Genomic DNA, 23,827 nt, shown 5'->3' with positions numbered 1-23,827 from the left:
AATGAGCCATGAATCCAATAAAGAAAACCTTACTTGATATCAACAATGCCTATATTTTTTTCTGTGCCTCGATATATCTGGGTATGTTTTGGTCACTTCACTTTTTTTGGTTTCCCAATTACCCCAAAACCCTCAACCTGGACAATTACTACGACGCCATTATCCCACAAACCGATCTGGCTACGAAGTTTTTCTTCATCACCATTCCCATCATGTCGGTGGCATTGCTTATCATGCTCATTACAGAGTGGAAGACGGGTTTGCGCTGGGTTCCGCTATCCTGGATACCCGGACTGCTGATACCCGTGATTGTCCAGCAAAGATACATAGAAGACATAAACAACCAGTTTAAAGCAGGGGTAACCGATGAAGTTATCCTGCAGGAGCTCTTACAGGAATGGATGTGGCTTAACGACATCAGGTGGATCATTTTGACCATCATGTGGGGCATTACCATGTATTTTTTCATCGCCAAGGCCAAACCAAAATACCAAGCTCAAAGTCATGACTGATCAGAAAAATATTTTCGGCATTTCTCCCAGATACGTGGAGTTGCTGGTGGTACTAATCGCTTTTATCACCCTGATCTCCGGCCTGGTCCAACTGATATCTCCGACCACAGTTTTGGACCTGATAGGCAAGTCCGTCCCTACACCTGAATCTGCCCATTTTTTTGCCATCGTCGGGATGTTCATGGCCTTATTTGGCGGGATGGTATTGCATGCGGTATACAGTGCTGTTACCAATAAGCAGGTGATGCTCTGGACAGCCTTACAAAAATTCGGGGCCTTTATCGCTGTCTCCCTGGGTGTATTTCAGGGCTTGTTTTCCATACTTGCCATGTCCGTCGCAATATTCGACCTTTTCTCGGGGATAGTGTTTTTGATGTACCTAAAAGTGTTGGGCTCATGGGAAAGTTAAACATTGATCGTATCCGGCAACAAGGTGATGCCTACGGAAGCGTATCTTCAATTCAGATCCTGCTTTTATGCTGATCGAACATAAAGATTCGGAAGCCGGAAACCGTGCTGCCCTGGTTTTGGCAGGGGGAGGCATGCGGGTAGCTTACCAGGCAGGAATCCTTAAGGCCATGGAAGAGGAGGGACTGCGGTTTGCCCATGTGGATGGCACCTCCGGGGGTATTTTTAATGCGGCCATGCTGGCTTCCGGCCATGGAACGGTGCACATGATGGATGTCTGGAAAAGTTTGCCTGTAAAATATTTTGCTTCCCTGGCCAATCTGAAAGAATATTTCACCCCCTGGAAATTGAAAGGGCTTGGTGATGCGGATAGCATCCGGCGGAAGGTATTGCCGCATTTTGGGGTAAATGTGAATACCATGCATCAATTGGATTTGCCGGTTACCTTTTCCCTTTGCAACTTTACAAACAAGACCGTGCAGGCCATTTCAGCCAGAGAAATAGATGAGCGGCATTTGCTGGCAGGTGTTTCTCTGCCCATACTCATGCCGGCATTGAAGGTAGGAGCGGACTGGTACATAGATGCGGTCTGGATCAAAGATGCAAATCTCATGGAGGCGGTCAGGCGGGGTGCTGAAGAAATCTGGCTGGTTTGGGCAATAGGCAATTATCCAAGCTATTTAAATGGTGCCTTGCACCAGTATGTGCATTCGATAGAAATGAGCGCCAATGGGGCACTCTGGGAGGAATTTCAGCAGATTCAACTGATAAATAGGGCTATAGCGCACGATGATAGCCCCTATGGTCAGCGAAAGACGATAAAAATTCATATCATCAAGCCAGACTTTCCGCTGCCGCTGGATCCTGAGCTGTTTTTTGGAAAAATCACCAGCCGTGATTTGATAAATATGGGCTATCAGGATGCAAAAAATTATTTTCTTAAACAACAATCCGAGGCTGTAAAGCCAGATTTCCATGCTACCAAGACGCCGGATGCCGGAGATTACCTGTGTCTGAGGCTTCAGTATACCGGCAATCTGGAATTTGAGAAAATATCCGGTGAGGTAAGGTACCATGTACTTTTGCGATTTTCTTCCCTGGAAGACAGGGATCGCCTGGATGTATTTTCCAGTTTGTATTTAGACCAATACCAACGGGAGTTTCAGGGCGGCAAACATGGAGTAAAAATAACAACTAGGGAGTCGGTTAACTTGCTTGAAGTGACAACCACGCTGCATATTGACGGCAGGGAATGGCTGCTAACGTCGAAATTTTTCTGCAAAGGTCCCTGGTATTGGTTTGCCGGATTGGACTTCAAAGCTTCAGATATTATTTTACACCCTAAAAATGAAGCAAATCCTGAGGTGGCCATGCAGGGTAGGTTACATCAATCTTTCGGATCCAGACTCAGGAGTACATGGACGGCTTTGGCCAGGAAGCAGAGTGGACTCCGGGGAGGGATGGCCTTTAAATTTAAAATGGTAAAAAAAATGATTCAATATGAAGTTTGAAAAAAGACCAATGGTCAATTGGTATGACCCGAAACAACTGGCGTTTACGGCTGTAAAGACTGTTTTATCGGCGGTATTTGGAAACTTTGCAGACCGGAGAGAACTGCAGGCCGCATTGGATCGGGAGAATAAATTTTACGATTATTCAAAAAAGGAGGAGATCTGGGTGGATTTTGTTTCTGATCTGGGTGATGGATTTAATCCCACCTATGCGCTGGCAGCACTATTGTCCAGAGATTCCCTTCATCTGAGAGGTAAACCGGTTAAAAGGGGCGACATCCTGATCATGGGTGGCGATGAAGTGTATCCCACGCCGGAAAAGGTAGAATACGATAACCGGCTCAGGGGACCCTATCATGCTGCTTTTCCAAAAAAACAGGGAGATATGGACCGGCCCGATTTATTTGCCATTCCGGGAAACCATGACTGGTATGATGGCCTGACCAATTTTTTGAGGTTGTTTACCCAAAAACGATCGCTTGGCAATTGGCAAACCCGCCAGAGCAGGTCCTATTTTGCGTTAAAATTGCCTCATGATTACTGGGTCATAGCAGTAGATGTACAGTTGAATGCGGATATTGACTATCCACAGATATGCTATTTCAAGGAAATTGCGGAAAAGCATTTTAATGAAAAAAGCAAGATCATATTGTGTACTTCTGAGCCATCCTGGGTCTATAAGTCATTTGATACAAAAAATGAATCCTTCGACAGGCTGGAGTTTTTTATCAACAGAGTTTTGTTTGGGAAAGGTGAGAAGGTATACGAAGAAAAAAACAAAACCATACAGATAAAGGCTGTTTTGACCGGAGACCTGCACCATTATGCCCGATATGAACCTCAGACTAGCACGGAGGGTACATGTCAGTTGATTACAGCCGGGGGCGGAGGGGCATTCATGCATCCGACCCATACTTTAAAACAGCAAATTTCTGGTTTAAACGGGGATAAAGCAGACTTAAAAAAGGTTTTTCCATCAAAAGAATCCTCAGTGCGCCTGAGCTTCTTGAATTTACTATTTCCGTATTTCAGTCTCACCATGCTTTTTTTCTTCGGCATGTATCACCTTTTCACCTCCTGGGTTTTACAAACCAAACTGGACAGCGGAATTTCATTGATGGAAAAAATGGGGCAATTAAATATTTTTAACGGGCAGGCCAATGAGTTTTTTCATGCGGTCTTTACGGGGATTAGTCACCACCCGGGCGCCTTGTTTCTAAACCTGCTGCTGTTTATTGGTATAGTCCTGTTTTCCGATGTCAAATCCGGTGCTAAAAACTGGAATTACCTGGCAGGACTGGTGCATGGCTTGCTCCATTTGTGCAACTTCTATCTGCTTTTTTGGCTGTTTTCACGAATCAATCTGTTGCACCTGGGACTGGACCTGAATGCGCCTGCACAGGTATTTCTTTTTGCCGGAGAGATGGTCATCCTGGGAGGTATTGTCAGTGCCATTCTCTTTGGCCTGTATTTGACATTCTGTGTGGTGGTGCTCAAAAATCACATTACAGAGGCCTCGTCTTCCTACCGCTGGGAGGGATATAAAAATTTTCTCCGAATATCAATTGACAGAGAGGGGATCACCATCTTTCCCGTGGGCTTAAAAAGCGTCCCGGACAAGTGGAATAATGTGGGTACAGAAGAGCAGCCCCGGTTTGATTCGGACCATATACAATACGATTTGATCGAAGACCCAATATTTATAAAAAATGAAAAGATTAGCAAAGCCTTTAACGGAAATTAAATCATCTTATGACTATGTGGTGATAGGTTCAGGCTACGGAGGCAGTATTGCAGCCTCCAGAATGGCAAGAAGTGGTCAGTCCGTTTGCCTTTTGGAGAAGGGAAGGGAGTTTTTACCGGGGGAATTTCCCCAAACCTTGTTTCAGGCATCGAAGGAAATGAATTTTGTAGGAGGGAAGTCCGTCAACCTGGAGAAGAATGGCTTGTATGAATTCACAATGGGAAATGGCATCAACGTCTTTAAAGGTTGCGGCTTAGGGGGTACCTCTCTGGTAAATGCCAATGTGTCTATCGAGCCGGAACAAAGGGTAATGGAGGATCCCGCATGGCCGGCTGCGCTGAGAGAGGATCCGGATTCGTTTTCATCGGGACTGAAGCGGTCCAGGGAAATGCTGAAACCAAACCCCTATCCGGAAAATAAAAACGGCTATCCGAAGCTGAAGAAGACAGAGGCCATGCGAAAATCTGCTGCCCACATGGCTGCACCTTTCCGGCTTTTGGATATCAATGTCAATTTCGAGGACAAAACCAACCATGTGGGAGTTCACCAGGCCAAATGCACCAACTGCGGCGATTGTGTTACCGGCTGCAATATTGGGGCAAAGAATACCACAGCAATGAACTATCTGCCCGATGCCCGTAACCATGGAGCAGAGATTTTTACAGAAATCAATGTCCGCTACGTTAAAAAGCAGATGGGTTTTTGGCAGGTATATTTTCATCCTATAGGCATAGGCAGGGATTATTTTGATGCGCCACTTATGTTTGTACAAGCCAGAAATGTCATTTTGAGTGCCGGCTCCCTCGGATCCACCGAAATCCTGCTCAGGTCCGCAAAGCTGGGATTGCAGGTTTCCGGAAAGCTGGGGGAACGGTTTACAGGCAATGGGGATGTGCTGGGTTTTGGCTACAACAATGAACAGCGTATCAATGGCATTGGATTGGGTAAAAAAGGTACAAACAGCATCGCCAATGTGGGCCCATGCATCACCAGCGTGATCGATCTGCGGGAAAGAGAAAAACTGGAAGATGGGATGACCCTTGAGGAAGGAACTATTCCGGGACCCATCCGGGCGATCATGCCCAAGGCACTATTTGCTTTTTCCAGGCTTGCAGGTAGAGATACAGACCGTGGCATAATCGACTATCTGAAAGAGAAATGGAGGGAGCTGCGCAGTATATTTCTGGGTCCTTTCCATGGTGCATTGGCCCGGACACAGATTTATCTGGTCATGACGCATGATGATGGAAACGGTGTCTTAAAAATGGATGAGACCGACAAGCTGAATATCAACTGGCAGGGCGTAGGAAAACAGGAAATATTTAAAAAGGTAAACGGCGAAATGTTCACTGCCACCGAGGCACTGGGAGGGACCAAGATACCGAATCCTACCTGGAATGAATTGATGAACTATGATCTGGTAACCGTACACCCTTTGGGAGGCTGCGGCATGGCAGATGATGCAGCCCAGGGGGTGGTCGATCACAAAGGGCAGGTTTTTGCAGGACAGCAAGGCAATCAACTGCATGACGGCTTGTATGTCATGGATGGTGCGGTCATTCCCAGACCAGTGGGCACCAATCCATTGTTGACCATAAGCGCACTGGCTGAAAGGAGTTGTCAGCTCATTGCAGGAGAAAAGGGTTATGAACTTGATTATGGGTTTTCTGAGGTAGAAAATAGTCCGGGCGATGATTCGCCGCTGGCTACGGGGGTACAATTTACCGAGTCCATGAAAGGATTTATCGGGATGGGGGAGACGACAGATTACGAAGCTGGTTTTGCCAGGGGAAAAAAAGACAATACTCCCTTTGAGTTCATCCTGACCATTCAGACTGAGGATATTCAGGAATTTGTGAAGCTGGAAAATCATCCGGGGAAAATGATAGGGACGATGGTGGTCCCTTCGATTTCCGAAATGCCGCTCACAGCTTCCAACGGAATATTCAATCTTTTTGTGGCAGACCCGAAAAACGATTCCGGAAAGAGAATGAACTACACCGCCCATTTGACAAGTGCAGACGGTAAACCCTATTTCTTTGAAGGGTTTAAGGAAGTAGCCAATGACAATATTGTAGATGCCTGGAAGGATACGACTACGCTCTTTATTTCCCTTTATGAGGGAAATTCCGCAAAGGGACAATTGCTGGGAAAAGGTATGCTGGTCATCAAGGTAGCCGATTTGTTGCGTCAATTGAGAACAGTAAAGGCCATTCATCCTCAAAGTAAAAACGATGGTCTATCAGCTATCGCTACATTCGGCAAATTCTTCGCAGGTAATGTGTATGAAACCTATTTCAGCTTCAAATAACGAATTGCAGAGCGGCTATTGAAACACCTCTGAAATGCTGGATTTGCTTTCCCATCTTTCTCCAAACCAGGCCTTGGTTTTCGTAATCAAGTCCCTGTTTTGAAAACGGCTGTGGCTGGTATACAAGCTGTCCAGATAATGCACGAGCGTTTCCTGCTGGTCGGGATCAAGAGCAGATTCGGTGTGGGGCCCATGCTGTATGGCAGCAAAATTCGCAGCAGACCTGATAATGATCAGGCTGTCGATGGATATGCGCTGCCAGTCCGGGCTATCATCTGCAGCCAGTAAATCCGGACGGCTTACCTGATCCAATGGGATGTTGAATTTGATCAACCTGTTATTTTCACCCGGCTTGAAAAGCCAAAAGCTCTCCGGATCAGCGCTAAGCTCCGTGATGGTGTCAGTTTTGCTGATGGTCTCAATAGAATTCTTTTGAGACCTCCATTGAGCAAACAACTCCGGGTCATACCTCAATGGCTGGATCAGGTGCAATAAACTATCTCTGACAGCAGGCCTGGGTTTAAAATATTCAAAAACCACGCTATCCTGCTTAAAAACGACATTTCTGATTTTTTTGCTGGTTTTTTCCATTGTTTTCCATATCTCCAGCGAGGTGGAGTCTACCTCAAAAGCACCTAATGGCAGGTTTTTTTTGCTTAGCTGATGCAGACCTTCACTGAAGAGGGCACGTGACCATAATACATCGCCTTTGGTCCAGAGACTGACGGTCAAACTATCCGAAGTCTCTATTCTGGCATAAGCCTTCATTTCTCTCCATTCGTTCTCATCAATCAGGGAATCTCTGGCGATTTCGTACCAAAACGTAGCAAACTGATGGTAGGGCAAGTCCTGGGTTTCAAATTCCAGTTGCCGGAGTTCCGCAATCATCTGCACCAGCGTATTCCATTTGTTTTGAGCCAGATTCCGGTTGTTGTACCGGTCCTGAGAGGCGCTTCTCAGCGAATCAATGGTGTTTAGCTCCCGGGAAACGGCGTTTTCAAATTGCGCCGCTTCTTCGTAATTGATAAAACGGTCTGCTTTTATCTCACGGGTAAGCTGTATGATTTTATCGTGATGGAAAATCACTTTTTTAACCTCTTTTCCGGTCAGCATGGTAAATAAGCGGCTCAATGTTTCAGCCCCGTTGGATTCGGCCTGATCGATGATGCCTGCCTTCCGGGCGTTGGCCTTCAGTTTTTGTACCGCGTATATTTTGACCCTGCGGCTATCTTTGAAATCAACTTTACCATTGTAGGTGAGGATGTCAAATCCGGGAATACCCTTTTCGGGTATAAACCAGGGATTGATGTCTGAATTGAGAATTTCAGGGGCAAGCCCAAAAAAATGCAATTCACCTACTTCTTCATTAAAATGAAACATACTTTGATCCAGATCCTGGAAATTAAACCCGGCCTTTACCGTGCCGCGGCCTATCATGGCCAGTTTTTTTCTGGATTCTCTCCTTGAGAGAGAAGACAACCTGCTCTCAAAATAGCTGTTGGCAAAGGCTTCAGATTGCCACCAGTCCTCGACGGTGTCGGTGTACCAATGGAAAAGTATACGGCTGGTTAATTTGTCCGTGAGACCAGCACCGGCAGATACGCGTTGCGCTTCCGTACCAAGAAATAAGAGCACTTCATTGTACAAAGGCATTTGACTGGTAGTGGCCCATTCTTCAAGAAAATACAGTTTTTCGAGAATATTTTTTTCGCTCACAGGGTCAATCAGCAGCTTTTTGCGCTCCCGTCTTTTCAGCTCGTTATTCGCATCTGCTATACTTATTCGCGTTTCTGCGGAAAGGCTGTCGAAGTGTTTAAGGTTTTTAAGCGCAGTCAGTATTTCCTGATATATCAGCTCTCCCTGAGTAATGATTTCCTCTTCTTCAAGAAGGTTTATCTGAGCTTCATCAATCGAGGCCAGGACCTCTCCGTAATATTCAGCGGTAATCATCTCTCCAACTTCACGAATATTAGAAACGATGTTGGCTGTTGGTTGCAGTTCTGGCTTGCCACCAAATATATAGAGTGGATTCCACCATATAACCAACACCACCAGGGCTCCTAGCAAAAGGACCTCAAAAATCAATCGACCGCTACTCAATATCTGCCGTATCATGGATTCATCAGGTTTTCGGGGCTGTTGACCTGTCGGATCAGCAGCGAATCACTTTTGAAATGAATGTATATTTCTTCAAAATCAAAACTTTTGAGTACCATGTGGATGAGTTTCCGTGCATGATCCTGACTCGTGCTGAGCAGTCCCATATGGGGCAGATTGTCCCGGATGTCCATCTCGGCCATCCTGAAGAAGGTCTCCTGATCCTCCAGATTGATCTCATTGAGAAAACGGTCCGGGTTTGATATCAGGCTGTCTTCTACGAAGTCTTCTGGCGGATAGGAAAAATTAATGACTTCAATGGGCGGTAATCTCAGGGTAATTTTCCTTTCATCGATTTCTATATCCTGTTCGGTGATTTTCTCCAGATCAATACCTGTTTTTATTTTTGCCCTTGAGTAGGCTAAAAAAGAAGCTTCATTGACAGGAATAAAGAGGAGGTTTCTCGTTTTCTTACCGAAAACTACCTTGTCAACCACAAATTCGGAGACCACCAAATCACTTGCCTGTTGGATTTTGCCAATGACCATTCCTCTTTCATCCTTCTCGCAGGCAGAAAATCCCAGTATCAATAACAGGCCAATGGCCATGCCTTTGCGTTTTATGTTAGCCATGTCCCTTCCTTTTTGAATTTTTCGTAGTGCTGCTGCATCTTGATATGGTATTGATTGACCTTATATCCGCTACCATTATATCCATAGGCAAAACTTTCCCAATCATACTTGTCCTGCATATCTTCCGCGATATATGCTATCAAGGCTTTGCTCCGTACTTTTTTTGTCTTGATAAACTCCAGAAAATCCAGGAAGTGAAAATATTCCGACTCGTGCTGCCGGCTCTCAAATTCTTCTACGTTTTTGTATTTGCGGCCTTTTATGTTGTGCTCCAGATTTTCACCCAGAATCTGAAAAAGCCCCCAGGAGGTAGCGTATACCGCGGCTTTCGGATCAATGCTTCTGGCCTCTTCAAGGCGTTCGTACTCAGCGGCTCCGACCCGGTAGTGCTTCCTCGTCCATTTTTCATAGATAATATGTTCCCTGCCCTTGCTCAGTGACCTGGGGTCTTTCCCAAATTTTTCCAGCCAGTACCAGAACTTATGCCCTTCAAATAAAATTTTGGCCCGGCCATCCTGAAGGTGCCCCCGGCCGGCTGACTCTACCGTGACCACGGCTTTGATGACAGGAAGACTGATTTTGATATGGTCACGCTGCTCCATTTCATCTAAGGCCATACGGATGTCCATATCACTCAAAACCTTGCTGTTGACATTGTCTTTGATTTGCACATATTCCTCCCGATACATCAAATCCTCTGTAGGACTATCAAAGGATGTGGACAAAACCTTACGCTGCGCACTCAAGTCACTTTTCGGCTGCTCCTCTTCCCTGAGTTTGAAGCTGGTATCTTCCATTTCAAAAAAACTGTTGTCCATGTCCAGGCTGCTCAATGGATGGGGCTGTGCCTGAGGAGCGGGTGCAGTTGAAACTGTGCCGGGCTGATTTTGAGTTTCCGTGGTCTCCTGAGGTTTACCCCTGCTTACCCACCTGTTTTGCAGGTACTTGAGTGACTTGTCACCAAAATAGAAAGCAATCATCATTAGGAAAGCAGTTTCAAAAAATTCAAATTGCTGGCTCAGCAAGGCGGCATCAACCCCTGTATATTGGGTTCCAAAACTTGCGATCAATAGGGCCATTCCGCCCATCAGCAAAGTGAATGCGATCATACCCCGTACTGTGCCGGGAGGAAGGCCGAATGTCTGGCTGCGATAGGGATTGTGGTCCGGCATGGTCATTTCCGATGCTTTAACGGGCAAACCCTTACTGTACCTGTCTCTGGCATCGTATATGCGTTGCCAATCCTGATCCGTCAATCCGTAATTGATATTGTAGTGGTAGACCGACCACATGAAATAAATCAGAAACAATGCAATCCATACTACGGAGGTGGCCAGCCCCACTGCCTGAAAAAGGTTGTCATATTCTACGTACACAAAAAACGCTCCCAGAATCCCGAAGGTCACCAGGACAGAGGACAGAATGACCGTACCTTTGAAAAAGAAGGTATGGTAAGGATTGTGATTCGGGTTTCTGTCCTTGCTTTTGGGACCAAAATACCTGGTCAATAAGACATAAATAAAAATCAAGCCAGTGACAACCACCAGCCCGGATCCCAAAAATTGGTTGGTCGCTTCCATCCCGGGGACGATAAAAATGAGTATCGCCAGCATGATGAGCAGGATAGCTCCGATATGTATGTAGAGGTACCTTTTTTCGGAAAAGCCGGTATCCTTTTCCTGCGCGTTTTCTTTGTTTTCTTTATCCGTTTCCATGATTTTTATAGGCGTCTTTCTTGATGTTTATTCAGTTTTGTGGTAGTGCATGCGCTTCATTGGCTTTGATTTTTGCCATTTTTATCCAGTTTTCGTCAAAAATCCGAATAGCAAGCGGAATGTTGGCCTTCACCCTGGGATAAATGGACCGGTAAAATCGCTCGTATGCTTTTCGGGAATAGCTGACCATTTTCTCGGGGCTTGCGGCGTTCACGCCATCTGCCAGTAAAATGCATCCCCTGGTATCCTGATGGGTGTTGCCAATGTGTATGTACACCAGATCATAATTGGGGATATCCATTATTTCTATATGGTATTCAAACCAGGGAAAGCGATTGCGGTACCTTCTGGTCAGATCTGTCAGATTGCGGTTGTATGACAGGGGATACCGGCCTGCAGGTATGCGCGTATTTCCTGAGACCTTTTCATCCCTGTGGGTGTCTTCCAGGGTATAGGCAAAAAACTGCCCCTCAATAAATAACAGACCCAGTGTGGTATAACCATCATCCATATAGCGCAATAATGTCAGGTTTTCCTGAGACAAGCTGTCCATTTGCGGTTGGCTTTTGGCCAATAAGTTTTCCAGGCCTTCGATATCGGGTTCATTTTTACTCAATTTTGTCAGTAATGTATCCGTGCCGGAAGATTTTTGTTCGTCTTTGCTTTGAGCTGTGTCGGGCTCAGGAGTTTTGAATGCGTTTTTTAAGGTATCCGCTGCCTTATTAAAAAAATAAATCAGGTAGCCGATCAGCCCCACCAACCACATCCATATTTCACCCAAAATCTCCGGGTTGTAAATAAAGAAGGCAATGGCAAGTAACACCAAGGCGATCAACACAAGACCTGTAAACCGTTTCATCGGGGCAATTTTAGTAGGATGGTGCAAAAGAAAAATAATGTTGGTTTTATTGGTATCAAAATTTAATTATTAAAAACAGAACATCAAAAAAATTATTTGGCTTTTTTACGCAAATGCCGGACCGCGTATGCAAGAGAGAAGGGGCTTTCCTGAGTTTTATTAATTAGATCAATTATAGATAGCGCTTTTCGTCCTCAAAATGTTGGATTATTTCCTTATAGTCCATGAAATTTTCTCTGATTTTTGTTAATTTTCATTCCGAATTCAAAACAGGCAGGGCTGGATAAGTGTCTATCCATTAACCATTTTGGAAAATATACCTTGAGATAAAAAGTACAATGTCCGGGATACAGCATCCGGTAAGGTTCAATCTGATACATGCAAACATTCAAAAAATAATAGAGATACGAAAATGGCTAATTACAAACTTCAAATTAACGGAAAGAGCTACGAGGTGGATGTCGAGGAGGACACACCTTTATTGTGGGTACTCCGGGACAACCTTGGACTGGTGGGTACCAAGTATTCCTGCGGCATAGCCCAATGTGGAGCCTGTACGGTTCACCTCAATGGGGAAGCAGTACGGTCTTGTGTATTGCCTGTTTCTGCGGTAAAAAGCGATAAGGTGACCACGATAGAAGGTTTGTCTGAAAATGGCGACCATCCGGTGCAGCAGGCATGGGAAGAAGTAGATGTTGCTCAGTGTGGCTATTGCCAGGCGGGGCAGATCATGACTGCTGCGGCTTTGCTGAAAAAGAATCCATCACCCAGTGATGAAGAGATTGTAGAGGGAATGAATGCCAACATTTGCAGGTGTGGTACCTATCACAGAATTAAGGAAGCAGTAAAACTGGCATCAGCAAAAAGCAAATAACCATGGAAAAAGGATTGAAAACAAACAGAAGAGATTTTCTGAAAATCGCTGCCACAGCCGGTGGTGGGCTTTTGATCGGCTTTAACTGGATGGGCTGTGATTCTCCGAAAATGAAGGTGATCAGCGACGAAGAGGTTTTAAACAGCGCACTGAATTTTAACAGTTACCTGTCCATTTCACCTACAGATCACGTGGTGATTTATTCTCCAAACCCCGAATTGGGTCAGAATATCAAAACCTCATTTCCAATGATCGTGGCAGAAGAGCTGGATGTCGATTGGTCTAAAGTGCGGGTACAGCAGGCTTTTCTCGACACGGAAAAATACGATCGACAGGTAACCGGAGGGTCGGGGGCCATGCCGCATTCCTGGGAAAGGTTGAGGACTGCAGGTGCCACTGCCAGACAGATGTTGATGGAAGCTGCCGCCAAAAGACTTGCTGTGCCCCTTACAGAGTTGAAAACAGAAAAAGGGCAGGTCATTCACGGCTCCAAAAAGCTGAGTTATGGAGAATTGGCCAATGAAGCCGCTCTTATACCTGTGCCGGAAAATGTTCAGCTCAAAAATCCCAATGATTTTAAAATCATTGGTACACCGATAAAGAATGTGGACAACAGGGCCATGTTTACCGGAAAGCCATTGTATGGGCTTGATTTTTACCGAGAGGGCATGGTGCATGCCATGATCCAGCGACCTCCGTTTGGCATGAAACTAAAATCCGTAGATGCCGAAGCCGCCAAAAAAATCAAGGGAGTAAAGGATGTGGTTACCTTCAAAAACAATGTGGCCCTGGTAGGGGAATCTACCTGGCCGCTTATGAAAGCCAGGAAAACGTTAAACATACAATACGAACCCATCGATGGCAAACTGGAGTCGACTGCCTTCCACAATCAGGTATTTGATGAAATGCTCAATACCGGAAAGGGAGACGTCAAGAGACAGGATGGAGATGTAAATGCAGCATTCAGAAGTGCCGCCAGGGTGATAAAAAGTGAATATCAATGTCCGTTTTTGTCGCACAGTCCAATGGAGCCGATGAACTTCTTTGCCCATGTGAAGGCAGATGGAGTCGAATTGGTAGGTCCTACTCAAACACCCGACCGCGCCCGAAATGCCGCTGCAGAGATCTGTGGTATATCTCCCGATAAAGTGACCGTAGAGATGACCCGGCTTGGAGGAGGGTTTGGCCGGCGGTTACGTGCGGATTTTGTCGAAGAGGCGGTGGAATTGTCTAAAATGCTCCAGGCTCCTGTCAAGCTAACCTGGTCAAGGGAAGATGATATCACCGGAGGAGCCTATCGTCCCGCTGTAAAATACCGCTTTGAAGCAGCTCTGGACAAAGACAACAAACTGATAGGCTACAAACTCAGAGGTGTAGGGATCAATGCAGGCAACTGTACCCGGGAAAATAATTTTCCTTCAGGCTCCGTAGACAACCTCCTGATTGAATCCCTGGAATACAAATCACCGATTACCACCAATGCCTGGCGGGCACCGATCACCAATTTTCTTGCTTTTGCTGAACAATCCTTTCTGGATGAAGTAGCAGATGCCGCCGGCAAAGATCCCGTTGCCTTCAGATTGGAACTGCTGGACAGGGCCAAATCCAATCCGGTCGGAGAGATCCACTATGATATAGACAGAATGCGTAAGGTGGTAGAGACAGTCGCAGAAAAGTCAGGATGGGGCAAAAAGCAGGGTGTTTCACAGGGCTTCAGCGTCTATTTTTCCCACAGGTCCTATGTAGGGCAGGTGGCTGAAGCGAGGATGGTAGATGGTGTACCCGTTCTGGACAAGATTTACGCCGTGACAGATTGCGGTATTGTGGTCAATCCTACGGGTGCGGACCAGCAGGTTAGGGGAGGCATGGTAGATGGCATGGGACATGCCATGTTTACCAATATGACCTTTACAGATGGTATATCGGATCAGAAAAACTTCGATTCGTACCGCCTGATCAAAATGAAGGAAATTCCCGAAATAGAAACCCACTTCATCAAGAATGGAATCGATCCTACTGGTCTGGGCGAGCCGGCCTTGCCGCCTACAGGTGGGGCAATTGCCAATGCCATTTACAAGGCTTCTGGCAAGAGAGTAAGAAACCAGCCCTTTATGGAGCAGGAGGAAATGAAAAATGTGAGGCTGGGCGATCCGGCTTAAAAACGTGCTTAGGCATATTAAAGGCGAAACAAATTGGTGTTTCGCCTTTTTTAATTGTTAGCGTACCGGAAGTTCAGTACCCCGGGCATTGTCTACTTCCAGCACTTCAGTGACCACATATTCGCTGGCTCCCCTCCACGGGATTGGATTCAGGTATTCCTTATACCTGAGCTCTACAAATTTCCCGCCCGACCGTTCCAGGACAGCAGATACGGAATCACTTTCTGCGGCGCTGAATCTGAATTCATTGCTCTGCAAGGCTCCCGGGTTTGGACTCTGAAAACCATCCTGAACCAACCGGCCCTCCCAGGTCTTAAAAATAAACCCCTTTTTTTCAAAATAATTGAGGTTGCCGGCTTTTACTCCCTCTGCAAAAACGAAATAATACCGCCACCAGAAAACAGCCGCAAGGAGGATGACCAGAAACACGATGGCCGGGCCGATAAATTTTTTCATAAACTTAAAGTTGAAGTTGTACCCTTTAAAGATATGAATAATTCCTAATTTTTGTATATTCCCACTTTAATGGTCAAAATCCCAAACTATGAGTACCACCTTAATTATCCTGATCGTAGCCGTAATCATCGGTATCTTTGTTGTCTCTTTGTACAACAAACTGGTAGCCTATAAGAATAACCGTGAAAATGCTTTTGCCGATATTGACGTTCAACTCAAACAACGCCATGACCTGATTCCTCAACTGGTAAGTAGTGTGAAAGGCTATATGGAACATGAAGCAGGTGTGCTGACACGGGTTACCGAAGCCAGGTCCCGCGCAATGAAAGCAGATACTATCGATGGGAAAATTGCTGCCGAGCAGGAACTGGGAGCAGCCTTGCAGGGATTGCAAATTCAGGTTGAAGCCTATCCCGATCTGAAAGCAAATACCAATTTTTTACACCTGCAGAACGAAATATCTGATGTTGAGAACAAACTGGCCGCCGCCCGGAGGTATTTCAACTCAGCCACCAAGGAGTACAATGTAGCCGTTCAAAGCTTTCCTTCCAATCTCATTGCAGGCATGTTCGGTTTTCATACGGAACCAATGTTTGATGTAGGCAATACTGAAAGAGAGCGGCTGGATAAAGCACCTGACATAAAATTTTAGGCGATAGATGGCTGGCTATATCGGGATTCAGACCCAGATACAAAGGAATAACACACGGTCTGTATTGCTGTTGCTTGGCTTTCCGCTCTTGCTCCTGGGTGCGGTTTACGCATTTCTGTATTTCACCCTTCCAGCGGATTCAGGCAATGTCTCGGTCAATGACACCTTTGTGCAGACCATTCCGGGAGTACTGATTGCTGTGGGTATCTGGTTTGTCATTGCGTATTTCTTTCATTCGAAAATGATCAGCAGTGCAGCAGGGGCGAGGCCATTGGAGAGAAAGGATAACTTGCGCGTGTACAATCTGGTAGAAAATCTTTGTATCAGCAAAGGCATGCGCATGCCAAAAGTAAATATCATAGAAGACCAGGCACTGAATGCTTTCGCAAGTGGCATCAATGAAAAGACCTATACTGTCACATTAACCAGGGGAATCATCGATACCCTCAATGATGAGGAACTGGAAGGCGTTATTGCCCATGAACTGATGCACATTCGCAATAAGGACGTGAGGCTGCTGATAATCTCCATTATCTTTGTGGGGATTTTTTCTTTTATTGCTCAGATCCTTTTCAGAAGTATGCTATTCGGAGCCGGCAGGCGGAGAGGTAAAAATGACAACCGGGCCCTTCTGATCGCTATGGTCATTGCCTTTGTAGCCTTCCTGTTGAGTATGCTTTTCCGATTTGCCATTTCGCGCAAACGGGAATACATGGCCGATAGTGGAGCGGCCGAAATGACCAAAAAACCCTGGGCGCTCGCAGCAGCATTACGTAAAATCTCCGGTAACTATAGGGTGGAAACCGTGAAAAGTGATGATGTAGCGGAGTTGTTCATTGAGAACCGACCAGATAAATCCTCTGGTTTGATGTCTGCCATTACTGGTTTGTTTGCAACGCATCCTCCCATAGAAAAGAGAATTGCTATTTTAGAACAGTTTTGATTCAAAATATTTTCAGCTCAAAGGTAAAGTAAAATGGATTTTATAGACTATTACAGCCTGTTGGAAATACCCAGAAATGCCAGCCAGGAAGAAATTAAGAAGGCCTACAGAAAATTGGCCAGAAAATACCATCCCGACCTTAACCCGGATGATAAGGAAGCCCAAAGGAAGTTTCAGGCCATCAATGAAGCCAATGAGGTCCTGAGCGATCCTGAGAAACGAAAAAAATACGACCAGTTTGGTAAGGAGTGGAAACATGCCGATGCTTATCAGCAGGGGGGAGCGGGTCGCAGCCGTGAGAGAGGCAGGTCCCAGCAATACAGTTCCGAAGACTTCGAGCAGGCGTTTGGTCAGGGCGGATTTTCTGATTTCTTTGAATCCCTTTTCGGAGCTGGCGGAGCCGGCTTTGGGGGCGGTAGCACCCGGTCAGGTTCACGAATCCGGTTTAAAGGGCAGGACCTCAACGCCCATTTGGAATTGCCCCTGCGGGAAGTATTTACCACGCATAAAAGAACCCTCGATATCAACGGGAAAAAAATCCGGTTAACGATTCACGCCGGAGTAGAAGATGGTCAGACGATCAGGATAAAAGGCCACGGTGGTGAGGGGGTAAATGGTGGCCCAGGTGGCGATCTGTACATTACCTTCCGGATTTTGCCCGATCCAATCTATAAGCGAGAGGGTAATGATCTGTATAAAACGGAGAAAATTGGTTTATACACCGCCGTGCTTGGTGGTGAAATCCTGGTGGACACGCTGACAGGAAAAGTAAAGCTTAAGGTACCAGCCGGAACCCAAAATGGATCTAAGGTAAAATTGAAGGGCAAAGGATTTCCTTTGTATAAAAAAGACGATATTTTCGGAGATTTATATTTAACTTATCAGATCAACATCCCCAGACACCTCAGTGAAGAGGAAAAAAAGCTGTTTACGCAATTGGCAAACCTGAAAACCCATGAATAACTCAGATAAATCTTACATTCCCGTAGACTTGTTTTGTGAAACCTGTGGAGTAGAAATCTCATTTGTCCGGGAGCTATCGGATTACGGCCTGTGCGAGGTAATCATAGTAGAAGAAAAAAGTTATATCCTGCCGGATCAGGTCGCCGAATTGGAGCGGCTTTCCCGATTACATTATGATATGGAGATCAATTTGGAAGGCCTTCAGGCCATTGTACACTTGCAGGAGAAAATTAAAGCGTTGAAGGAGGAGGTAGATATGCTGAATCGAAAATTAAACCGCCACCAATAAGGGTAGAAAAAAAGTAGGTCGTACCAGGCTCGAACTGGTGACCTCTGCCCTGTCAAGGCAGCGCTCTGAACCAACTGAGCTAACGACCTGGGTTCTGTGTGCAATATTAAGGGAATTCATTTAATTGCGCAACAAAACCATTTTATTAATGTTAATCCCGTTAGATCCTCTGCCAGGTTTTCCAGCTTTTTTGGCATATTTCCTTGGGCGTTATCCGGTTTTAATTTGACTGGGAAGCCATTTACTGATGCATCGTATCTGGTTTGTTTTTAACCCTATGCACATAAGTTTAAGCCCCAACCACAATTAGTGTACTTTCTAAAATTTCGTAAGAAATTGTTTTACCTGACCAACTTAATAAGCCCCTACCTGCGGTTTTGAACATCAATGCCTCGTTTCAGAAACTCACTGCTTCAATCCGGAGATTCAACAATTCGCTTCAAAGTTTCAACCGCTCATTTGTTTTATTCTGCGGTGTACCTTTTAGGTGAAGCGTTGTATAAAAAAAGGAGTAAAAAGCTTCCATGAAGCTGCGACGATTCACCTCAAAATCGAAATAAAATGTCGAAATTTTGCTTGCCTCCTAATCCGAAATGATTAATTTGAACGCACAAATAATCAGGGAGGCCTGGGTAAAGTTGGTGATTTCTATTAAATTCAAAAAGGGTATACAGATCCAGCACCCTCTTGCTGGATTTATATAATTTTGGTAAACAGATATACGAGTTGAACAAAACCTCCTGCGTCGGTAGTTTTATCACATTTTATTTTTTTAATACGCTTAATATCAGTGATATAGCTTATTTTTATTCATGTAACATCTTTAAACTTTACTTATCATGGAAAAAAAAGCCTACGTCAACAGATGTATGAGGAGATGCAGATCAGAAACTACTCTCCCAGAAGTATCAAGAGCTATATTGCCCTGGTATCCACAGTATCCAGTCATTTTGGGAAAAGTCCCGAACACATCAGCATTGCCGAGTTAAAAGCCTATCTTTTCCATAAGGTTGAGACAAAAAATCTTTCGGCCTCGGGTATCAACCAGACCATCAGTGCCTTCAAAATTCTTTTCAAAGATGTTCTCGGCAGGGATTGGGACCCGGTAAAGATCAAACGGCCAAAACGCCCCAAGCAGCTTCCGGTTGTTTTTTCAAAAGAAGAGATATCGCTTATCCTCAACCGGATCAGAAACCGAAAACATTATTGCCTGATTGCACTCACCTATGCCTCCGGGTTAAGGCTGAGCGAGGTGATCAGCCTGAAGTTGGGAGATATCGACAGCGACAGGATGCAGTTAAAGGTCCGTGGGGGTAAAGGAAACAAAGACCGGTACACCCTGCTTCCCAAAGGGCTGTTGGAAAAGCTCCGGGAGTATTACAGGTACTACCGGCCCAAGACCTATCTTTTTGAAGGCCAGACAGCAGGCACTGTCTATAGCCCCGGAAGTGCTCAGAGTGTACTCAAAAAATCCCTTCGTGAATGCGGGATAAAGAAACAGGCCTCTTTCCATACCCTTCGGCATTCCTTTGCCACCCATCTTCTTGAGCAGGGGACCAATATCAGGGTGATTCAGGAACTCTTGGGCCACAGATCGCTTAGAACGACCTCGGTTTACCTGCATGTAAGCAACTTAGACCCCTCTCAGATTAAAAGTCCCCTGGATGAACTGTGATGGAAACGGTCAACCAAAGGAATGGCGACACAGAACTCTCCGACATTCTGAGATCCCAAAAGGAAAACTTCCTGATAAGGGGAAGGCTTTGCACGGACCAGATGAGAGCATATAATGATATCCTGCACTGCAGGACCTCAAAAATGGGCAGCCACACCCTTACCTGTGATACCTGTGGTGATACCCGTACGAGTTATAATAGCTGCCGGAACCGTCATTGCCCCAAGTGCCAGTATGTAAAACAGCTGTTATGGGTAGAAAAGCTGAAGTGCAGGCTGCTCCCGGTAAGGTATTTTCATGTAGTATTCACGGTTCCTGAATTCCTCAAGCCTCTGTTTTACCTCAACCAGCGGGAATGTTATAGCATGCTCTTTGCCTCTTCGGCACTTGCAGTAAAGAAAGCAGCTTCAAACCCTGCCTTCCTTGGAGTGGAAAGCGGCTGTCTGTCTGTATTGCACACTTGGGGACAGGCACTCAATTACCACCCCCATATCCATATGCTGGTACCTGCCGGAGGGCCTGATCTCGACCACATGGAGTGGGTGGCAGCCAAAAAAATGTTCTTTGTGCCCGTGAAAGCCCTCTCACAGATATTCAGGGGCATATTCATGGAAAAGCTTTTCTTTGCCCTGGAGGCAAACCAGCTGAGGGTACCTGAAAAACAGAAATGCCTGTATGCTGCTATGGGAATTTTAAAAAAGGAAGCTTATTCAAAGTTCTGGCATGTTTATATCAAAAAAACATTCAAAGGGGCCAACCAGGTGGTCAGCTATCTGGGCAGGTACACCCACAGGGTGGCCATCAGTAACAGCAGGATAGTATCGGTAAACGCCACTACGGTAAAATTCAGGTGGAAGGATTACAGGGACAACAAGACCAAAATCATGGACCTTCCATGTGCAGAATTTATCCGCAGGTTCATGCAACATGTACTTCCCAACGGATTTTACAAGATAAGGTATTACGGGATCATGTCATCGGCGAACAGCAAAACCAAAATGGAGGAATGTTTCAGGTTGCTGAGAATAACGAGGTTCATTTCCTTCTACCAGGGATTGTCCACCTATGAGATTTTGGAAGAAATACTTGGCCGGGATCCTTTCAGGTGTACCTGTTGCAATCGTGGAAGGATGGTTTACGGCCTGGCAAAAGGGAAAGGCAAGGAGCCCTGATATGCCGATAGATAGAAAAGTTCTTTGAAATCATGATCAAAAAATCAGAACGTAACGGCGTTAATGGGAAAGGACTGCCCTTATAGCATTGGAAAAATCCGAAAGCCGGGGATTTTAGAAAACTTGATTGAGGGTTCTGCGGTCTCACCGCCAAAAATCATCCAAATGAAGAAACATAAATGCCCATAGAAAAGCACCGGCTTAGTCCAACTAAGTTTTAACCGCAATCTTGATAGCTTTAAATAAATAGTTTTTTTTTTGCTAGATTGCGTTTAAAACTCTTTACGTTGTAAACAATTACTAAAATGACATTACAAGAAGAAATAGAATCAAAATCAAAAGAAATACATACTGAAAACCTTAGTATGTCAATAGGTGAGATATTAAGCATGTATTCCGATGGGGATCTTGATATCCATCCAGAGTTCCAAAGATTTTATCGCTGGAGTGACAATCAAAAATCCAAATTGATTGAATCAATACTTCTCAATATTCCCATTCCATCAATCTTTGTTGCACAGAGAACTGATGGTGTTTGGGATGTAGTTGACGGTCTTCAAAGACTTTCTACAATATTTGAATTTATTGGAACACTTAGGAACAATGATTATGATCTTGTACCTGCTTTAAAATTAACTAAAACAAACTTACTTCCTTCCCTTGAAAATAAGGTGTGGGATACAGAAGATGATAATTCCTTCACTGAAGCTCAACAAAGGTATTTCAAAAGAAGCCGCCTTAATTTTGTGATAATTCAGAAGGAAAGTGATGCAAGTAGTAAATATGAGTTGTTTCAAAGATTAAATACGGGAGGAAGTTCTTTAACCCCTCAAGAGGTTCGCAATTGCCTTCTCATAATGAGCAATGAAGAGTATTTTGAAAAGTTAAAAGAACTTTCAGAATATAAACCGTTTCTGGAAACTATTAATATTTCGGATAAAAATATTGATGAGCAATATGATAAGGAATTAGTTTCAAGATTTTTGGTTCTAAAAGATACGGAACCTTCTGAAATGAGTTCAGTTATAGATTTAGGTAATTTCCTCGATGACATGACGGTAAAGTATTTTGATGCCAATTTTGATTCATGGGATGAAACCAAAGAACTGTTTGAAAGAACATTTAAACTCATAAAGGAGAAAGTTGGTGATGATGCGTTTAAACGATATAATTTAGAGAAGGATATTTTTTACGGAGGATTTATAGTCTCGGCTTTTGAAATGGTTGCACTTGGTGTAGCAAAGAAGATTGACCATTGGGAGGAACATGGTGATCAAATCAGACAGAAAATAATTGATTGTTGGCAAAAAATTTCAGATGACAACATAAGTTGGAAAGGATATAGTGCAGCTGGTCGATTACCTAAAACTATTTCAATTGGTCAAGAAATATTTTCATGAAGGTTCGAACTTTAATAGAGCTTCAAGATAAACTCGACAATGATATTCAATGGCGAAAGAAGGAAATTGTTGATTTCAAATTTATTATTGAAAACAATCGTAATTCGACAAGGATAGCCCCATTGGTCAGAGGAGGCATTGCATTAAGCTATGCTCATTGGGAAGGCTTTGTGAAAATGGCTTCTTCAATATTCATTAGCTTTATTTCAACAAAGAAAATACCACTGGATAATCTACAAATGAACTTTGTTGCGCTTTCTTATATAAAAAGGTTAAACAAAGGAAATGGAATTGAAGAATGCATTAATCTGATTGATGAAATATTGAATAGTGGTCAAAAGGCTTGTAAGATTTATGATAAAGATGTAATTGAGACAAAATCCAATTTGAAGTTTAATGTACTCAGAGATATTCTATTATCATTGGGATTAGACGAATCACATTTCGCTGCAAATGAAAATTTCATTGACAAGAAATTGGTTGAACCCAGAAATGATATTGCACATGGAACTTATCGAGACATTATATACGATGATTTTAACATTGTCTATCATAATATTATTCCTCTTATGGAATACTATAAGACACTGATTGAAAACAATGCTACCCAAGGTGCTTATAAGAAGTAGCTGTTTACAATCGAGTGGATGGCCGCAGGCCATAAGCCTGCGGAGCACCCCTCACACCACCGAGCGTACGGGTCTCGTACTCGGCGGTTCACTGGATTGTGGGTTGAGATTTGAGGTAATAGGAAAGCATGGATTCATACCCTTTCCTCCTTAGGCGGGATAAAGTGATCGTAGTAATCAGAATCGGACTCTGAGCTACCGCCCATCCACCTTTTCTGGTACGACTCCAAGCATACGCATGGTCTTGGTCCACGCCCAATCTGATCAGGTTTTTGCGTTTCCGCTCAGGCTCTCCCCGCATTCCTGGCCCAAAGCTCCCGCTTTGTCCTCAATCATGCCAGATACAATAGCGAACTCGGTTTCTCAACCACTCGTCAATCTGTTTGAGTTTGGCATGAATACTTGCCAACCGGTAGTTGTTCACCCATCCCATCCAGACTTCTCTGAGTTTGTGAAGCCGTTCCTCGAAACTGTACGGTCTGGTTTTCTTGGTAATCTGTTTGAGCTTTCGCTTGAGTGATTCCCAGCTGCTCTTCTTCACCACCAGCTGGTATTTTCCTTTGTCCCCCTTCTGATATGTCGGTACAAATGCATGTCCCAACAACTCAAAATTGGAAGGTCTTCGGATACCGCTTTTCTCCCTGTTGATGGGCAATCTGAGCTTATCTCTTAAAAAGAGATAAATCTCGTTGCCCACTTTTCTGGCTTCCTTCTTTGACTTGGTGTAGATACTGAAATCATCAGCGTAACGGACGTATTTCAGGTTTCGCCTGTCCAGTTCCTTGTCCAGCAAATCCAGCAGGATATTGCTCAATAGGGGGCTGAT

21 protein-coding genes and 1 tRNA gene are annotated in these 23,827 nt (G+C 44.6%); 15 read left to right on the top strand and 7 right to left on the bottom strand.

The genetic code is table 11. The features are described from left to right. Positions 1 to 8 precede the first annotated feature (8 nt). From BUB19_RS20800 to BUB19_RS20780, 5 genes are all read left to right on the top strand, one after another. Positions 9 to 512 carry a hypothetical protein gene (locus tag BUB19_RS20800; RefSeq protein ID WP_073097431.1) on the top strand — a complete coding sequence of 168 codons (504 nt, stop codon included), beginning with the start codon at positions 9 to 11 and terminating at the stop codon, positions 510 to 512. Continuing rightward, on the top strand, positions 505 to 921 hold the full coding sequence (locus BUB19_RS20795; protein ID WP_073097429.1) for a patatin: 417 nt from the start codon (positions 505 to 507) through the stop codon (positions 919 to 921). Before BUB19_RS20800 ends, BUB19_RS20795 begins: the two co-directional genes overlap by 8 nt. Positions 922 to 988: 67 nt before the next feature. Further along, positions 989 to 2,431: a patatin-like phospholipase family protein gene (locus BUB19_RS20790; RefSeq protein ID WP_073097427.1), complete on the top strand. Its 1,443-nt coding sequence runs from the start codon at positions 989 to 991 to the stop codon at positions 2,429 to 2,431. Beyond that, on the top strand, positions 2,421 to 4,175 hold the full coding sequence (locus BUB19_RS20785) for a metallophosphoesterase (protein WP_073097426.1): 1,755 nt from the start codon (positions 2,421 to 2,423) through the stop codon (positions 4,173 to 4,175). The genes BUB19_RS20790 and BUB19_RS20785 overlap by 11 nt, the downstream gene beginning before the upstream one ends. Continuing rightward, entirely contained in the window at positions 4,141 to 6,486 is a 2,346-nt protein-coding gene (locus BUB19_RS20780) for a GMC family oxidoreductase N-terminal domain-containing protein (RefSeq protein WP_073097424.1), read from the top strand. Before BUB19_RS20785 ends, BUB19_RS20780 begins: the two co-directional genes overlap by 35 nt. 15 nt (positions 6,487 to 6,501) lie before the next feature. Here BUB19_RS20780 and BUB19_RS20775 read toward each other — a convergent pair whose 3' ends face one another. The 4 genes from BUB19_RS20775 to BUB19_RS20760 are packed head-to-tail and all read right to left on the bottom strand — an operon-like array spanning position 6,502 to position 11,789. Continuing rightward, the gene (locus BUB19_RS20775; protein WP_084097515.1) at positions 6,502 to 8,601 is read right to left on the bottom strand and encodes a DUF4230 domain-containing protein; all 2,100 of its coding nucleotides are present in this window, start codon (positions 8,599 to 8,601) and stop codon (positions 6,502 to 6,504) included. Then, positions 8,598 to 9,215: a DUF4230 domain-containing protein gene (locus BUB19_RS20770; RefSeq protein ID WP_073097564.1), complete on the bottom strand. Its 618-nt coding sequence runs from the start codon at positions 9,213 to 9,215 to the stop codon at positions 8,598 to 8,600. Before BUB19_RS20770 ends, BUB19_RS20775 begins: the two co-directional genes overlap by 4 nt. Then, positions 9,203 to 10,930 carry an N-acetylmuramidase family protein gene (locus BUB19_RS20765; RefSeq protein WP_073097422.1) on the bottom strand — a complete coding sequence of 576 codons (1,728 nt, stop codon included), beginning with the start codon at positions 10,928 to 10,930 and terminating at the stop codon, positions 9,203 to 9,205. Before BUB19_RS20765 ends, BUB19_RS20770 begins: the two co-directional genes overlap by 13 nt. 31 nt (positions 10,931 to 10,961) lie before the next feature. Then, positions 10,962 to 11,789 (bottom strand): DUF5675 family protein, encoded by an 828-nt coding sequence (locus BUB19_RS20760; protein ID WP_073097420.1) that lies wholly within the window; start codon positions 11,787 to 11,789, stop codon positions 10,962 to 10,964. 412 nt (positions 11,790 to 12,201) lie between these two features. Between BUB19_RS20760 and BUB19_RS20755 the strand changes: the two genes are divergently transcribed. Next, positions 12,202 to 12,663: a (2Fe-2S)-binding protein gene (locus BUB19_RS20755; protein ID WP_073097418.1), complete on the top strand. Its 462-nt coding sequence runs from the start codon at positions 12,202 to 12,204 to the stop codon at positions 12,661 to 12,663. Between the two features lie 2 nt (positions 12,664 to 12,665). Continuing rightward, a complete protein-coding gene (locus BUB19_RS20750; RefSeq protein ID WP_073097416.1) occupies positions 12,666 to 14,822 on the top strand; it encodes a xanthine dehydrogenase family protein molybdopterin-binding subunit in 2,157 nt (718 codons plus the stop codon). 57 nt (positions 14,823 to 14,879) lie between these two features. Here BUB19_RS20750 and BUB19_RS20745 read toward each other — a convergent pair whose 3' ends face one another. Continuing rightward, entirely contained in the window at positions 14,880 to 15,278 is a 399-nt protein-coding gene (locus BUB19_RS20745; protein WP_073097414.1) for a hypothetical protein, read from the bottom strand. Positions 15,279 to 15,366: 88 nt separating this feature from the next. Here BUB19_RS20745 and BUB19_RS20740 point away from each other — a divergent pair, with 88 nt between their 5' ends. The 4 genes from BUB19_RS20740 to BUB19_RS20725 are packed head-to-tail and all read left to right on the top strand — an operon-like array spanning position 15,367 to position 18,125. Next, positions 15,367 to 15,930 carry a LemA family protein gene (locus BUB19_RS20740; protein WP_073097412.1) on the top strand — a complete coding sequence of 188 codons (564 nt, stop codon included), beginning with the start codon at positions 15,367 to 15,369 and terminating at the stop codon, positions 15,928 to 15,930. A 7-nt stretch (positions 15,931 to 15,937) separates the two neighbouring features. Further along, entirely contained in the window at positions 15,938 to 16,873 is a 936-nt protein-coding gene (locus BUB19_RS20735) for a M48 family metallopeptidase (RefSeq protein WP_073097410.1), read from the top strand. A gap of 33 nt (positions 16,874 to 16,906) precedes the next feature. After that, complete coding sequence (locus tag BUB19_RS20730) at positions 16,907 to 17,836, top strand: DnaJ C-terminal domain-containing protein (protein ID WP_073097408.1); 930 nt, start codon at positions 16,907 to 16,909, stop codon at positions 17,834 to 17,836. Then, positions 17,829 to 18,125, top strand: a complete 297-nt coding sequence (locus BUB19_RS20725) for a chaperone modulator CbpM (protein WP_073097406.1) — start codon at positions 17,829 to 17,831, stop codon at positions 18,123 to 18,125. Before BUB19_RS20730 ends, BUB19_RS20725 begins: the two co-directional genes overlap by 8 nt. Before the next feature lie 14 nt (positions 18,126 to 18,139). Here BUB19_RS20725 and BUB19_RS20720 read toward each other — a convergent pair. Continuing rightward, a tRNA-Val gene (locus BUB19_RS20720) sits at positions 18,140 to 18,214 on the bottom strand. Positions 18,215 to 18,990: 776 nt separating this feature from the next. Between BUB19_RS20720 and BUB19_RS20715 the strand changes: the two genes are divergently transcribed. From BUB19_RS20715 to BUB19_RS20700, 4 genes are all read left to right on the top strand, one after another. Further along, entirely contained in the window at positions 18,991 to 19,800 is an 810-nt protein-coding gene (locus BUB19_RS20715; protein ID WP_073097404.1) for a tyrosine-type recombinase/integrase, read from the top strand. After that, positions 19,800 to 20,972 (top strand): IS91 family transposase, encoded by a 1,173-nt coding sequence (locus BUB19_RS20710; RefSeq protein WP_073097402.1) that lies wholly within the window; start codon positions 19,800 to 19,802, stop codon positions 20,970 to 20,972. The genes BUB19_RS20715 and BUB19_RS20710 overlap by 1 nt, the downstream gene beginning before the upstream one ends. Before the next feature lie 305 nt (positions 20,973 to 21,277). Beyond that, complete coding sequence (locus tag BUB19_RS20705) at positions 21,278 to 22,372, top strand: GmrSD restriction endonuclease domain-containing protein (protein ID WP_073097400.1); 1,095 nt, start codon at positions 21,278 to 21,280, stop codon at positions 22,370 to 22,372. Then, complete coding sequence (locus tag BUB19_RS20700) at positions 22,369 to 23,001, top strand: MAE_28990/MAE_18760 family HEPN-like nuclease (protein WP_073097399.1); 633 nt, start codon at positions 22,369 to 22,371, stop codon at positions 22,999 to 23,001. Before BUB19_RS20705 ends, BUB19_RS20700 begins: the two co-directional genes overlap by 4 nt. Before the next feature lie 328 nt (positions 23,002 to 23,329). On the opposite strand, the gene BUB19_RS20695 is transcribed toward BUB19_RS20700, so the two are convergent. Further along, on the bottom strand, positions 23,330 to 23,827 hold a 498-nt coding region (locus BUB19_RS20695; protein WP_245802918.1), incomplete at its 5' end, for a reverse transcriptase domain-containing protein.

The organism is Cyclobacterium lianum (genome assembly GCF_900143075.1).
Classification (GTDB): Bacteria; Bacteroidota; Bacteroidia; order Cytophagales; family Cyclobacteriaceae; genus Cyclobacterium; species Cyclobacterium lianum.
This window is presented reverse-complemented; position numbering and strand designations above follow the sequence as displayed.

Excerpts from the sequence above, each read along its gene's own strand:
- BUB19_RS20800 (WP_073097431.1), top strand. The coding sequence starts at position 9 with ATGAATCCAATAAAGAAAACCTTACTTGATATCAACAATGCCTATATT.
- BUB19_RS20795 (WP_073097429.1), top strand. The coding sequence starts at position 505 with ATGACTGATCAGAAAAATATTTTCGGCATTTCTCCCAGATACGTGGAG.
- BUB19_RS20790 (WP_073097427.1), top strand. The coding sequence starts at position 989 with ATGCTGATCGAACATAAAGATTCGGAAGCCGGAAACCGTGCTGCCCTG.
- BUB19_RS20785 (WP_073097426.1), top strand. The coding sequence starts at position 2,421 with ATGAAGTTTGAAAAAAGACCAATGGTCAATTGGTATGACCCGAAACAA.
- BUB19_RS20780 (WP_073097424.1), top strand. The coding sequence starts at position 4,141 with ATGAAAAGATTAGCAAAGCCTTTAACGGAAATTAAATCATCTTATGAC.
- BUB19_RS20775 (WP_084097515.1), bottom strand. The coding sequence starts at position 8,601 with ATGATACGGCAGATATTGAGTAGCGGTCGATTGATTTTTGAGGTCCTT.
- BUB19_RS20770 (WP_073097564.1), bottom strand. The coding sequence starts at position 9,215 with ATGGCTAACATAAAACGCAAAGGCATGGCCATTGGCCTGTTATTGATA.
- BUB19_RS20765 (WP_073097422.1), bottom strand. The coding sequence starts at position 10,930 with ATGGAAACGGATAAAGAAAACAAAGAAAACGCGCAGGAAAAGGATACC.
- BUB19_RS20760 (WP_073097420.1), bottom strand. The coding sequence starts at position 11,789 with ATGAAACGGTTTACAGGTCTTGTGTTGATCGCCTTGGTGTTACTTGCC.
- BUB19_RS20755 (WP_073097418.1), top strand. The coding sequence starts at position 12,202 with ATGGCTAATTACAAACTTCAAATTAACGGAAAGAGCTACGAGGTGGAT.
- BUB19_RS20750 (WP_073097416.1), top strand. The coding sequence starts at position 12,666 with ATGGAAAAAGGATTGAAAACAAACAGAAGAGATTTTCTGAAAATCGCT.
- BUB19_RS20745 (WP_073097414.1), bottom strand. The coding sequence starts at position 15,278 with ATGAAAAAATTTATCGGCCCGGCCATCGTGTTTCTGGTCATCCTCCTT.
- BUB19_RS20740 (WP_073097412.1), top strand. The coding sequence starts at position 15,367 with ATGAGTACCACCTTAATTATCCTGATCGTAGCCGTAATCATCGGTATC.
- BUB19_RS20735 (WP_073097410.1), top strand. The coding sequence starts at position 15,938 with ATGGCTGGCTATATCGGGATTCAGACCCAGATACAAAGGAATAACACA.
- BUB19_RS20730 (WP_073097408.1), top strand. The coding sequence starts at position 16,907 with ATGGATTTTATAGACTATTACAGCCTGTTGGAAATACCCAGAAATGCC.
- BUB19_RS20725 (WP_073097406.1), top strand. The coding sequence starts at position 17,829 with ATGAATAACTCAGATAAATCTTACATTCCCGTAGACTTGTTTTGTGAA.
- BUB19_RS20715 (WP_073097404.1), top strand. The coding sequence starts at position 18,991 with ATGTATGAGGAGATGCAGATCAGAAACTACTCTCCCAGAAGTATCAAG.
- BUB19_RS20710 (WP_073097402.1), top strand. The coding sequence starts at position 19,800 with ATGGAAACGGTCAACCAAAGGAATGGCGACACAGAACTCTCCGACATT.
- BUB19_RS20705 (WP_073097400.1), top strand. The coding sequence starts at position 21,278 with ATGACATTACAAGAAGAAATAGAATCAAAATCAAAAGAAATACATACT.
- BUB19_RS20700 (WP_073097399.1), top strand. The coding sequence starts at position 22,369 with ATGAAGGTTCGAACTTTAATAGAGCTTCAAGATAAACTCGACAATGAT.